General features: G+C 45.1%; 16 protein-coding genes and 1 tRNA gene. 10 read left to right on the top strand and 7 right to left on the bottom strand.

Annotated elements, in window-relative coordinates; translation table 11 throughout:
* Positions 1-129 precede the first annotated feature (129 nt).
* From JKY90_02870 to JKY90_02850, 5 genes are all read left to right on the top strand, one after another.
* Positions 130-1,029 carry a nucleotidyltransferase gene (locus tag JKY90_02870; GenBank protein MBL4851209.1) on the top strand — a complete coding sequence of 300 codons (900 nt, stop codon included), beginning with the start codon at positions 130-132 and terminating at the stop codon, positions 1,027-1,029.
* Positions 1,029-1,661, top strand: coding sequence for a hypothetical protein (locus tag JKY90_02865; GenBank protein MBL4851208.1), 633 nt, complete (start codon positions 1,029-1,031; stop codon positions 1,659-1,661). The genes JKY90_02870 and JKY90_02865 overlap by 1 nt, the downstream gene beginning before the upstream one ends.
* A gap of 149 nt (positions 1,662-1,810) precedes the next feature.
* A complete protein-coding gene (locus tag JKY90_02860) occupies positions 1,811-2,089 on the top strand; it encodes a BrnT family toxin (GenBank protein MBL4851207.1) in 279 nt (92 codons plus the stop codon).
* On the top strand, positions 2,064-2,339 hold the full coding sequence (locus JKY90_02855) for a BrnA antitoxin family protein (GenBank protein MBL4851206.1): 276 nt from the start codon (positions 2,064-2,066) through the stop codon (positions 2,337-2,339). The genes JKY90_02860 and JKY90_02855 overlap by 26 nt, the downstream gene beginning before the upstream one ends.
* A 102-nt stretch (positions 2,340-2,441) precedes the next feature.
* Entirely contained in the window at positions 2,442-2,684 is a 243-nt protein-coding gene (locus tag JKY90_02850) for a DUF3955 domain-containing protein (protein ID MBL4851205.1), read from the top strand.
* Position 2,685: 1 nt separating this feature from the next.
* Here JKY90_02850 and spoT read toward each other — a convergent pair whose 3' ends face one another.
* The 4 genes from spoT to JKY90_02830 all read right to left on the bottom strand — a co-directional run bounded on the left by spoT (position 2,686) and on the right by JKY90_02830 (position 6,975).
* Positions 2,686-4,917, bottom strand: coding sequence for a bifunctional GTP diphosphokinase/guanosine-3',5'-bis pyrophosphate 3'-pyrophosphohydrolase (spoT, locus tag JKY90_02845; GenBank protein MBL4851204.1), 2,232 nt, complete (start codon positions 4,915-4,917; stop codon positions 2,686-2,688).
* 35 nt (positions 4,918-4,952) lie between these two features.
* Positions 4,953-5,210, bottom strand: coding sequence for a DNA-directed RNA polymerase subunit omega (gene rpoZ, locus JKY90_02840; GenBank protein MBL4851203.1), 258 nt, complete (start codon positions 5,208-5,210; stop codon positions 4,953-4,955).
* A 69-nt stretch (positions 5,211-5,279) separates the two neighbouring features.
* Positions 5,280-5,897, bottom strand: a complete 618-nt coding sequence (gmk, locus tag JKY90_02835; GenBank protein ID MBL4851202.1) for a guanylate kinase — start codon at positions 5,895-5,897, stop codon at positions 5,280-5,282.
* Positions 5,898-6,102: 205 nt separating this feature from the next.
* On the bottom strand, positions 6,103-6,975 hold the full coding sequence (locus JKY90_02830; GenBank protein ID MBL4851201.1) for a YicC family protein: 873 nt from the start codon (positions 6,973-6,975) through the stop codon (positions 6,103-6,105).
* Positions 6,976-7,238: 263 nt separating this feature from the next.
* Between JKY90_02830 and rph the strand changes: the two genes are divergently transcribed.
* The 4 genes from rph to serB are packed head-to-tail and all read left to right on the top strand — an operon-like array spanning position 7,239 to position 10,612.
* The gene (rph, locus tag JKY90_02825) at positions 7,239-7,943 is read left to right on the top strand and encodes a ribonuclease PH (protein ID MBL4851200.1); all 705 of its coding nucleotides are present in this window, start codon (positions 7,239-7,241) and stop codon (positions 7,941-7,943) included.
* A gap of 2 nt (positions 7,944-7,945) precedes the next feature.
* On the top strand, positions 7,946-8,572 hold the full coding sequence (rdgB, locus tag JKY90_02820) for an RdgB/HAM1 family non-canonical purine NTP pyrophosphatase (GenBank protein MBL4851199.1): 627 nt from the start codon (positions 7,946-7,948) through the stop codon (positions 8,570-8,572).
* Between the two features lies 1 nt (position 8,573).
* Entirely contained in the window at positions 8,574-9,746 is a 1,173-nt protein-coding gene (locus JKY90_02815) for an oxygen-independent coproporphyrinogen III oxidase-like protein (GenBank protein MBL4851198.1), read from the top strand.
* Between the two features lie 20 nt (positions 9,747-9,766).
* On the top strand, positions 9,767-10,612 hold the full coding sequence (gene serB, locus JKY90_02810; protein MBL4851197.1) for a phosphoserine phosphatase SerB: 846 nt from the start codon (positions 9,767-9,769) through the stop codon (positions 10,610-10,612).
* A 60-nt stretch (positions 10,613-10,672) separates the two neighbouring features.
* Here serB and trmB read toward each other — a convergent pair whose 3' ends face one another.
* The 3 genes from trmB to thiS are packed head-to-tail and all read right to left on the bottom strand — an operon-like array spanning position 10,673 to position 12,450.
* Positions 10,673-11,374 carry a tRNA (guanosine(46)-N7)-methyltransferase TrmB gene (gene trmB / locus JKY90_02805; protein MBL4851196.1) on the bottom strand — a complete coding sequence of 234 codons (702 nt, stop codon included), beginning with the start codon at positions 11,372-11,374 and terminating at the stop codon, positions 10,673-10,675.
* A gap of 36 nt (positions 11,375-11,410) precedes the next feature.
* On the bottom strand, positions 11,411-12,232 hold the full coding sequence (locus tag JKY90_02800; GenBank protein MBL4851195.1) for a thiazole synthase: 822 nt from the start codon (positions 12,230-12,232) through the stop codon (positions 11,411-11,413).
* 17 nt (positions 12,233-12,249) lie between these two features.
* Positions 12,250-12,450 carry a sulfur carrier protein ThiS gene (thiS, locus tag JKY90_02795; GenBank protein MBL4851194.1) on the bottom strand — a complete coding sequence of 67 codons (201 nt, stop codon included), beginning with the start codon at positions 12,448-12,450 and terminating at the stop codon, positions 12,250-12,252.
* A gap of 85 nt (positions 12,451-12,535) precedes the next feature.
* On the opposite strand from thiS, the gene JKY90_02790 reads away from it, so the two are divergent.
* A tRNA-Gly gene (locus JKY90_02790) sits at positions 12,536-12,609 on the top strand.
* Positions 12,610-12,633 lie beyond the last annotated feature (24 nt).

Genomic DNA, 12,633 nt, shown 5'->3' with positions numbered 1-12,633 from the left:
GCTTGGCGAAATAATGCGAAAAAACATAACAAGAACATCAAGATCGTTCGCTATCGCTCACTGGGACGCGCAAAAAGCACGCGCCCCTTATGTAAAGCGTTAGTTGCCTTTCAAAGTATGGAGTAAATAATGAGCAGGGACTGGGAATCAATTTTCACAACATGGTCACAAGGGCCGAGCAAAACTGAGCAGGAACGTGCTGAAAATGCAGAAAGGCAAATTAGGAAGGCTATTCAGGCTAGCGAAAAGTTAAAAAATCGAAACATCAAAGTATTCACACAGGGTTCTTACAGAAATAGGGTAAACGTTAGACAGGATAGCGATGTAGATATAGGTGTTCTCTGCACCGATACTTATTTTCCTGAGTACCCCGACGATAATGTGAAAATGGAACTTGCCAAAAGTTTTATACCCGCAACTTATGAATACGCAACTTTTAAAAATGAGCTGGAAGAAGCGCTTGTAGCAAGATTTGGAAAAACGGCCGTTACGCGTGGAAGCAAAGCATTTGATATTAAAGCTAACACATATCGTGTCGAATCAGATGTTGCAGTATTTTTCGAACACAGAAGATATGTAACTTCAACCTACCATCATACAGGTGTTGAAATGATACCTGATGACTATCAGTCTCCCAGCGTTAAGAATTGGCCGGAGCAACATTATCAAAATGGTGTTTCTAAAAATGATGCGAACACAAGACGATATAAAAGGGTAGTTCGTGTAATAAAGAAGCTATCGAACGAAATGGCGTCCAAAGATATTCAATCTGCGAAAGACGCTCCGAGTTTTCTTATTGAATGTTTAGTATTTAATGCCTCAACATCTTGTTTTGAATATCAAACATTTAAACCAATGGTGAGAGCAGTACTCGCAGAGCTATTCAATAACACCTTGTCTGATGATAAATGTTCAGGATGGGGCGAGGTAAGTGAGTTAAAGTACCTTTTTAGAGCATCTCAGCCTTGGACAAGGGAAAGCGCGCATAAGTTTTTGAGTGATGCTTGGAATTACATAGGATACGAATAATGCTAACTAGACTTCATATATCCTCTTTTATTGGTCTTACCATAGCAGTTTGGTTATTAGCTCTATGGCTGCAAGGAATGCCTGTTCTAAGTGCGGATTTTATTAAGCCATTTAGTGCCGTTGTTGGTGTAATAACATTATTCGTAACGCTATTTAACAAGTACATGTGGTCTTGGAAAATATTTAAAGGCTGGTACGTCAAACGACCAGATTTAAGAGGAACATGGAAAGTTGAGCTAAAAAGTAGCTGGGTCAACCCCGAAACTGGAGAGGTTATTGATCCTATTTATGGTTACGCTGTTATTAGGCAGTCTTTGACATTTTTAAGTGTAAGGCTAATGACAAAAGAATCTCGCTCGGTGTTAGTCGCTCATAGTATTGAGCAACAAGAAGATGATGATTTATTCAAATTAGTCGCAGTTTATCGAAATGAACCAAAAATCGAATTGCAAGGTGTTCGAAGCGAGATACACCATGGTTCTTTCGCTTTAGAGATTCATGGATCACCTGTATACAGCTTAGAGGGACACTATTGGACAGATAGAGCAACAAAAGGCGGTATGAAAATGAGTGATAGAGTAAAAAAAATATATGACACGTATGATCAGGCACAGCATGAAATCGGCAACTAACAAGGCGCTGCACTCGGACAATTTTTCCGCTACGCTTCAAAATTGCCGGTGAGCTTGGTCGTTAAAAGTTAAAAACCACTAATATCATCAATTTAATTGTATAGACAATAAATGCTTGACTACAACTTATTTGTATGTACAATTAAACTGTGAGTTTTTCATACGATCCTAATAAAAATAAACGTAATATAGAACTACGTGGCCTCAATTTTGACCGAGTTGCTGATTTAGATTGGGATAACGCATGGATTTATGAAGACGAACGCAATGAGTATAACGAAATACGTTTTATTGCTTATAGCATGCTAGATAAACGGCTTCACGTTGTTTGTTTCACAGAAACAAAAGATGGTATCCGTGTTATTTCATTTCGAAAAGCAAATAATAGAGAGGTAAAACGATATGAGCAAGAAGCCCTTAATAGATAAAGATGGGGAAGTTCGCGAATTAACCGCTGATGACCTCAAAAAATTTAAGCCCTTATCAGAGGCAAGTCCTGCGCTATATGCAAAAATTAAGAAGGGTGTCGGAGAAAGAGGCACACAAAAATCACCAACAAAAATACCAATTAGTATCAGGGTGAGCCCTGAGGTCGCTGATTATTTTCGCGCTAAAGGCAAAGGTTGGCAAGGTCGTATAGATAGCATTCTTAAAGATTATGTAGCCGATCACAAATAAAAACTTCTAACAATCGCATTAATATGCGACCGTAAATACACCGTTTCGCTTTGCTACACTCTGTATTTACGACAAGTTATACAGGCGTTATATGGCAAAAATATGAATATTAAATACAAAGGAAAAGCGATTTTTGCAAGTATTTTATTGCTGTTTATAGGATGCGTATTCTTTTTATTAGAGAATATTTTTTATCAAACTATCGATGAAGATGGGATTCTGCATGAAAGTCTTTTTATGCCATTGAGTTTTCTGAGTATTTTTTTTGGCTTAATTATTTTGTTGGCCATTATTATTAGTAAATTAATAACCAGGAAGAGCGGGGATATAAATAAGATTGTCTAGCTCAAGCGTGCTTGTCACGCTGAATCTTAGCTACCGAATCCACTCTTCTCACTTTGCGCATGATATTGGCAAGATGGCGGCGGTCTTGAACATCGACCGTTACATGTAACATACTGTACTTGCCATCGCGGTCTTCAACGCTAATATTATCAATATTGGCACCCATATCAGAAAATACTGCAGCAACATTGGCAAGTACGCCTCTACGATTGCGCGCGCGAATCGCCACCTCAACAGGGAACACAGCACCTGGCTCCTGCTGCCATTGCACATCCAATAATTTCTCTGGTGATTTACGCCCCATCAAAGCATTTTTACACGCACTTTGGTGGACAACAATGCCGCGACCAGATGTTAATAAGGCACATATCGTGTCACCAGGTATTGGCCGACAACATTTACCAAAATTAACGACCATGCCCTCGGTACCTTTAATGGCTAGCGGCACACCGGAAGTACGTTCGCGACGTAACCAATTTGGCACATAACGACGCCATTTTTTAGTTTTATCGCCGCTAGTGAGGTGATCGCGCATACGTTTAGCAACCAGTACGGGGGGGCGATTGCCCAGGCCCACTTCGGTATAAAGCGCTTCCAATGAGTCAAGATTGAAATCAGCAAGTAAACCTGCCATCTCCTCATCATCAATCATCGCTAACTTAATTGAAAAAACATCGAGTGCTTTCACCAACAAACGCTGGCCTAACTCTACTGACTCATCACGACGTAAATTCTTTAAATAGTGGCGTATTTTGCTACGTGCCTTAGCCGTCACAACAAAGTTAAGCCAAACAGCATTAGGGTGTGCGCTCGCCGCAGTAATAATTTCTACCGTTTGCCCATTAACTAAAGGTGTGCTCAAAGGGGCTAAGCGACGATCAAGCTTTACCGCAACACAAGTAGCACCGACATCAGTATGCACACCGTAGGCAAAATCAACCGCTGTAGAACCGCGCGGAAAACGCATGATCTTTCCTTTAGGGGTAAAAACATACACTTCATCAGGGAATAAATCGATCTTGACGTTCTCAAGAAATTCGACTGAATCACCTGCTTGCTGCTGCATTTCTAACAAGCCACTCATCCATTCATGAATACTGACAGTGGTACCGCTAGCTTTAAGATCAGATGTTTTATATAGCCAGTGTGCAGCAACACCGGCCTCAGCCACTTTGTGCATATCATGGGTTCGAATTTGAATTTCCACGGGCACACCGTAAGAACCAAATAACACCGTATGCAACGATTGATAACCATTCGCTTTGGGAATGGCGATATAGTCTTTAAAGCGACCGCTGACGGGTTTATACAAATGATGTATAACACCTAGTGCTCGGTAACAACCATCCACCGTATCGAGCATGACACGAAATGCATAGACATCGAATACTTCAGAGAATGATAAGTGTTTCATACGCATCTTGTGATAGATGCTGTACAAGTGCTTTTCGCGGCCTTCGACCTTAGCTTGCAAACCTTCTTGCCATAGCCGTTGCTCAAGCGATCTGTTGATTTTTTCAATAACTTCTTTTCGATTACCGCGCGCACGTTTTATCGCTGCCGATAAAATTCGATAGCGCTGCGGATAAAGCGCCTGAAACCCCAAGTCTTGCAACTCAATACGGAATTGGTTCATGCCCAGGCGATTGGCCATTGGCGCATAAATTTCTAAGGTTTCTTTGGCAATGCGACGGCGCTTATGACTGGCCAAGGCACCTAGCGTACGCATATTGTGCAGACGATCAGCCAATTTAATAATAATGACGCGAATATCGCGCACCATGGCCAACATCATTTTACGAAAATTTTCGGCTTCGGCCTCTAATTTATTTTCAAATTCGATCTGGGTGAGCTTGGTGACGCCATCAACCAGTTCGGCGATCTCACTACCGAACTCACTTTCAATTTCTGCTTTGTCAACGGGGGTATCTTCAATGACGTCATGCAGAATAGCGGCGGCAATGGTGTGATGGTCAAGCCGCATTTCGGCAAGAATGCGTGCAACAGCTAAAGGATGATGAATGTAGGGTTCGCCCGAAGCCCGATGCTGGTCTCGATGAACACGCGCACCAAACTGGCAGGCGCGATAAACGACTGCCACTTGATCTTCAGGTAGGTACTCTTCTAAAAGAGCTTGTAAGGTATCAAGGAGGTGCCCGCCATCAGGTATTGGCGGAAGTGAAGAGCTTGCCTTTATTGCCCCCCCTATCACCTTGGTGACGCCGCGCTCCATATTTTATGGAGCCTGCTATCGATTGTTGTTGGTGATTATTGCAGCGCGCCTTCCAGAGCTTCAGCAGTAATTTCAATCACTGGCTCAGGCTTAGCGACTTCGGTCAGAATAGCTGCGGTAGTCAAACCCTCGGCAATTTCACGCAGAGCAACCACTGTTGGCTTGTCGTTTTCCCACTCAACTTTAGCATCTTGACCCATTTCCAACTGACGCGCACGCTTGGTGGCAACCAGCACCAATTCAAAACGGTTATCAACGTGCTCAAGACAGTCTTCTACAGTAACTCGGGCCATACTCTCTCTCCTAAAAAACTAAAATCGAATCGGTCAATTATAGCATACCTTTGAGCCAATCCAGCGCATTCAGTCTAAGCCGAATAAATGGCCGTATTGCTCTAACTGCTTATCACGATGCAGATCAGTCACATGAAAAATGGTCTTAATATCGACTATCGCTGTATCAAAATCATCGTTCATTACAATGTAATCAAAGTTTTTGCACTGCTCAATATCCGTGCGCGCATCGCGTAGGCGACGAGCAATAATCGCTTCGCTGTCCTGTCGGCGCTTACGTAAGCGTTGCTCTAGAATCTCTAGCGACGGCGGCAATATAAAAATACTCACGGCCTCAGGCATATTTTGCTTCACCTGGGCCGCACCCTGCCAATCGATTTCCAACATCACATTAGCGGAATTTTTCAGGTTAGCTGTAACGAAATTACGTGAAGTTCCGTAATAATTGTCGAAAACACTAGCATTCTCTAGAAAATCATTATCGTCTTTTATGGCCATAAACTGCGCTTGTGAGACAAAATGATAATCCACCCCATCCACTTCGCCAGGACGCGCTACACGCGTAGTATGCGAGACTGACACATTAAGATTTGGCCTGCTTGCAACCAGCGCTTTGACCAACGATGTCTTACCCGCACCCGATGGCGCCGACACCACAAATAAGGTTCCTCTCCTTAGCCTGTTCATTAGGAAATCTCTGGTTTATTCTGGACGAAGTAGATTGTAGCTGAAATATTCAGATTCAAGGCATGAGTCGCACGTAATAGCAGGCTATTGCGAAAATTCACAACGCAGAAGCTGCCCTTTATCTGACCGGGTTCAGGTGCAAGAGTCGAGCTCATGAACAGACCAGAGGTTCCTGAGATCAACTCCATTGCGCTCATCACGACAGTTATTCAATATTTTGTACCTGCTCACGCATCTGCTCAATAAATACCTTCATATCGACAGTCAGCTGCGTCACCACACCGTCCACCGATTTAGCAGACAGCGTATTGGTCTCGCGGTTAAGCTCCTGCATCAAAAAGTCGAGGCGCCGACCAATGCTCTTATCACTTTGCAACGTACTCCTCACCTCTTGAATATGTATGGCTAGGCGATCTAATTCCTCTGCTACATCCATTTTTTGCGCGGCAAATAATAGCTCCTGCTCGACACGAGCAGGGTCTACCTCAACATCCAGTTCTTCGATACGAGCCAGCAAACGATTACGCCAGTGTTCACGCACCTGCGGTAATTTTTTAGCCACCTCAGCCGCCGCTTTTTCCAGGCCATCACAACGTGACAATATCACCGCCTTTAAACTCGCACCTTCACGCAGACGATAGGCAGCAAGCTCATCCAGCGCCTCGTCCAAGGCATCTAACGCAGCCTTTTTTAGGCCATCGACATCTTCAACTTCCCTCGCCAACACACCCGTCCAATTCAATACATCTATAACATTGGCTTGCGCCAAGCCATGAATCTCACACTGCACCTCGTCCATGACTTTATTAAGCTGAGTCAATACAGCCTTATCGACACGTAATGACGCTGCCCCTGCTAATGCGTGCCCCAGCTTAAGGCTACAATCGACTTTACCGCGATTGAGCTTGGCTGAGATACGCTTACGCAAAGCGGGCTCAACATTAGCCCAATCACGCGGCAGGCGCGGGCTAATCTCAAGATAACGATGATTGACTGTCTTGACCTCCCAAGCGATTTCAGTGTCTCCAAAGCGACGCCGAACACTGGCAAAACTGGTCATACTGCGGATACCCATCACGAACAAGTTTCCTCGAAAAAGCGCACGTATGAGCCACTCCCTAGCTGCGTTACAACTCCTTGTAATATAACCAATATTACGCGTCGTTGCGCCTTGCCAGGAAGCCGCTCATACGCACTCTTTTGCGCAAAACCTGTCCGCGATAGGTATATCATTATTTATCCTTGTCTTATCATCTGAGCAATGTATTTTAACGCCGGTAGGACAGCACGGTGTACGGGCGCTATAATCCGTCACTTTTAGCCAATCAAGAAGGTCATACTATGCGCCCTAGCGGACGAGCCCCCGATCAATTACGCACGGTAAAACTAAGTCGTAACTATACCAAGCATGCCGAAGGTTCTGTACTGGTAGAGTTTGGCGATACCAAAGTGATCTGTACCGCTTCGGTTGAAACACGCGTGCCCAGATTTTTAAAAGGCTCAGGCCAAGGCTGGGTAACCGCTGAATACGGTATGCTACCGCGCTCCACTGGCTCGCGCATGCGCCGCGAAGCCAATAGCGGCAAGCAAGGTGGTCGCACTATGGAAATCCAGCGTTTGATTGGCCGGTCCTTGCGTGCTGCAATAGACCTTGATGCACTAGGCGAAAATTCCATCACTATCGATTGTGACGTGATCCAGGCCGATGGCGGTACCCGCACCGCCTCTATCACCGGCGCCTATGTTGCGCTGGTCGATGCCGTAAAATCCATGAAGCTAAAGAAAAACCCTATCCACGGTAGTGTCGCCTCAGTTTCCGTCGGCATCTACCAAGGCATCCCTGTGCTTGATCTTGATTACGCCGAAGATTCTAATGCCGAAACCGACATGAACGTCGTCATGAATGAAGCCGGCGCCTTCATCGAAATACAAGGCACCGCCGAAGGCCATGCCTTTCGCAAAGACGAACTCGATGCTATGTTAGCCTTGGCAGAAAAAGGCATAGGCGAATTAATAACACTGCAACAAAAGGCTTTGGCCGAATAACTATGGTAGAAAAACGATTGGTGCTGGCCAGCAATAACGCTAAAAAGATTGCCGAAATTCAAAGCATTCTGGCCAACATCAATGCCAATATTACCGTCATCACACAAACCAGCATTGGCGTTAAAGAAGTCGCAGAAGACGGCCTTAGCTTTGTCGAAAATGCGCTCATCAAAGCACGTCATGCCGCCAAGATCTCTGGCTTGCCCGCAATAGCCGATGATTCTGGGTTAGAGGTCGACGCCCTCAACGGCGCACCCGGAATTGATTCCGCACGTTACGCTGGCGACAATGCCAGCGACGCAGACAATAATAAAAAACTGCTAACAGCACTAACTAATGAAGAGCCTGAGCTGAATCTACAGACACAACACTGTGCACGATTTTATTGCGTCATTGTTTATTTACGTCACGAACTCGACCCAACACCGCTAATTTGTACTGGTGCATGGCAAGGCCACATTGTCAGCACAGCGCAAGGCGAAAATGGCTTTGGCTATGACCCCTTGTTTTATGTGCCAAGCCATCACTGCACTTCAGCCCAACTAGCCCCTGAAATAAAATCACAAATCAGCCATCGCGGCCAGGCCTTGCGTCTATTTTCTAAACGCTATCGTGAGCTCATAACCTAACGTGTTTCAGTTTTCTTCACCACCACCACTTTCGTTATATATACATTTACCCTGGTGTGTCAAAAAATGTCCCTATTGTGATTTTAATTCACACGGGCTTAAAAATGATTTGCCCGAAAAACGCTATATCGATGCTCTGCTGACAGATCTTGAAACCGAACTGCCTTTAGTGTGGGGGCGACAAGTCGTTAGCCTGTTTCTCGGTGGCGGCACACCCAGCCTGTTCAGTGCAGAGGCCATAGATCAATTGCTTGCTGGTGTTCGCGCACGTCTACCCTTGCGCGGTGATGCCGAAATCACGATGGAAGCCAACCCTGGTACGGTAGAACAAGAACGCTTTTCTGCTTACCGTAAATCAGGTATCAATCGTTTATCCATTGGCATACAAAGTTTTAATGATGCACACCTCGCATCACTCGGCCGTATACATGATAGCGAGCAGGCAAAGCAAGCCATCACCACTGCGCAAAAAGCAGGCTTTGACAGAATCAATCTCGATTTAATGTACGGCTTACCCAATCAAAGTATCACACAAGCGTTAAATGATCTGAATACCGCTATCGACTTTGCGCCCGAACATATCTCACATTACCAACTGACTATAGAGCCTGACACCGCCTTTGCTAAACAACCACCCATGCTACCCAGTGATGATGCTCGCTGGGACATGCAGCAACAGTGTCAACAACGCCTGTCTAATGTAGGTTATAAACAATACGAAGTATCGGCCTATGCACGCAACAAAAAATATAGCCGACATAATATGAATTACTGGAGCTTTGGTGACTACCTTGGCATTGGCGCAGGGGCACATGGAAAAATCACCATTGGCCCAGAACAACGTATCGAACGCCGCTGCAAACTACGAAACCCCTTGCGCTATATGGACGCTGTCAAGACCCAACAGTTTATTGATGGACATCACGATATCGATCCTGACAATGCCGCCTTTGAATTCATGCTCAATAGTATGCGCCTTGTCGAGGGCATCAAAACCGAAACCTTCGCGCAACACACTGGTCTCGACATTGAGATTATTCAAGATAAAATTAAACTGGCGCAAGAACGTGACTTATTAGAAAAAAACCTAGGAAATAATAAGTCACGCTTACAAGCCACCGAGCACGGTCACCGTTTTCTCAACGACCTCACTGCATTATTTTTACCTGAATAATCTTAAAAAATAGGCCTGACATGAGCACACACCCTATCGTTGTTAGCGGACCCCTTACCGACTCCGCCATGAAAACTGTCACCCATCAAATCGGTAGTGAAATACTGCAACATAAAGATGGCTTGCTTATTATCAAGGCCAGTCATTATTTACCTAAAAATAGACTTACTGCCTTACGGCAAAAACTTAATGTTGATATCAATCAACTCCCCGAGTCTTTTGACCCAAATACTGTCGGCCTAGTTATCAGCGATATGGACTCCACCTTTATCGCTATTGAATGCATTGACGAAATCGCCGATTTTGCCAACCTCAAGCCACAAATTTCCAAAATTACCGAATCAGCTATGCGTGGTGATATTAATTTTGAAACATCTCTTAAACAACGCGTCGCTCTGCTTGCTGGTCTCGACACCAGTGCTCTCGAACGTGTTTATAACGAACGCTTACAACTCAACCCTGGCGCCAGTGATTTGGTGAAAGGTCTGCACAATAAACCCATCCCTTTTGCCCTAGTCTCCGGCGGCTTCACCTTCTTCACCGAAAAACTCAAAGCCAAATATGCGCTGGATTTTACCAAGGCCAACACACTCGAAATCATCGATAACAAACTTAGCGGTAAAGTATTAGGCCAAATCGTTGGCGCACAAACCAAAGCCGACTATTTAGATGAGCTTTGCCAAACCCTGGCTATCACGCCACGGCAAACTATTGCCATGGGTGATGGTGCTAATGATTTATTAATGATGAACAAAGCCGGGTTAAGCGTTGGCTATTATGCAAAGCCAGCCGTACAAGAGAAGGCAGACATTATCATTAATCATTCTGGACTTGGACTGGTATTGGAATTAATTTTAGCTGGGTAGGTTTCCTTTATTTTTTTTCGCTCTAAGCGTTTGAGTACTCAATTTATCATTGCAATACATTTACATATTACTAACAAAAATAAGATCCCATATACCATGACCCAGGCGCAGGCCGCGTCGCTCAAATTTGGTTTCAACGCGACCACCTGTATCGGGATTAAAATTTCCTTTGCCAGCAAAATTTGACAACTGTTCGCAGCCTTCAGCTATGCGCAGCATATGCTCCGCATAGTTCTGCCAATCGGTCGCCATATGAAAAATACCACTGGGTTTTATGCGCTGAACGATCATATCAACAAAGGTAGTTTGTACGATACGACGCTTATGATGTCGCCTTTTATGCCAAGGGTCAGGGAAAAATAGATAAACCCCACCCAAAGAGGCTAAAGGTATTATTGCGCTCATTACCTTCACTGCATCAGCGCTGATGACACGAACATTCTCGAGATTAAATTCTTTGATCTGACATAGCAGGCTACCGACACCAGGTTGATGAACTTCAATACCAATAAAGTTATGCTGAGGTCGCAGCAAAGCCATCTCGACCAAAGACTGACCCATACCAAAACCGATTTCAACAAAGGTAGGCGCATTACGCTCAAACAATTTTTGGTAATCAAGCTGAGTATTGTCAAGCTCAATGCCAAAACGGGGCCAAAACAATTCTAATGCGCGCGCTTGACCCTCAGTGAGACGACCACTACGACGGACGTAGCTACGGATAGAGCGACGCGGTTCTTGTTTTTGCGTGCCCTCAGATATATCGGGACATTCATTGAGATAGGGCAAGCTTGTTATCTAAAAAAAGCTACCGTCTATGGGGGACGATGCATTAGCGTAAAGTTTACGCGGCATGCGGCCAGCGAGATAAGCCTCTCGCCCCGCTTCCACACCTTTCCTCATCGCTGACGCCATCAATAACGGATCTTGAGCCGCCGCAATCGCGGTATTCATTAACACACCATCGCAGCCTAACTCCATAGCAATAGCAGCATCTGAGGCAGTACCGACCCCGGCATCGACGAGAATAGGCACGGACGCATTTTCCAAAATGATCTTAATGTTATAAGGGTTTCGTATACCCAGGCCTGAGCCGATAGGTGCTGCTAATGGCATCACCGCAACGCAACCCATCTCTTCCAGACGTTTAGCGATAATGGGGTCGTCATTGGTATAAACCATCACCTTGAAGCCATCCTTAACCAGTACTTTAGTCGCTTCCAGCGTAGCCGTAATATCAGGGAATAAGGTTTTTTTATCGCCCAGCACTTCAAGTTTTACCAGGTCGTGGCCATCTAATAATTCACGTGCCAAATGGCAAGTGCGCACAGCATCTTCTGCGGTATAACAACCGGCTGTATTCGGCAAAATCGTGTATTTATCCGGCGTAATTATATCAAGTAAATTCGGCTCACCAGGGTTTTGACCAATATTGCTGCGACGAATAGCCACCGTCACAATCTCAGCGCCACTGGCCTCAATGGCGGCCTTGCTCTGGGCGAAATCCTTATATTTACCCGTACCCACTAACAAACGTGACCGATAGGAAACCCCCGCAATAACAAGACTATCGTCACCCTGGTCAGGATTTTTCAGATTCACCACCGCTACTGCTGACATAAACGCCTCTTCATTAACTAACCACCACCAATAGCCTGCACAACTTCAACGCGGTCACCAGTATTGAGTCTACACTCACCATAGCCACTGCGCGGCACAATTTCGAGATTCACCTCAACCGCAACACGACGACCGGCCAGCTCTAGCTGCGCCAGCAAATCAGCAACCGTAACGCTAGATAAAAACTGGCGTTGTTCGCCATTTAGCTTGATGGTTATCGCTTCAGACATAAACACTATTTTAGCATAGTGATATGCCTATGCTGAGACAGCCTTGCAACGCCATGTATAATTCCTATTCAACGCGGGTGTAGTTCAATGGTAGAACCTCAGCTTCCCAAGCTGAATACGTGGGTTCGATTCCCATCACCCGCTCCATTGACGCCGTAATCAGTATCCTTC

The organism is Gammaproteobacteria bacterium (assembly GCA_016765075.1).
In the GTDB taxonomy this organism is placed as follows: Bacteria; Pseudomonadota; Gammaproteobacteria.
The sequence above is the reverse complement of the archived record's forward strand: the minus strand, read 5'-3'. Positions and strand labels throughout refer to the sequence as shown.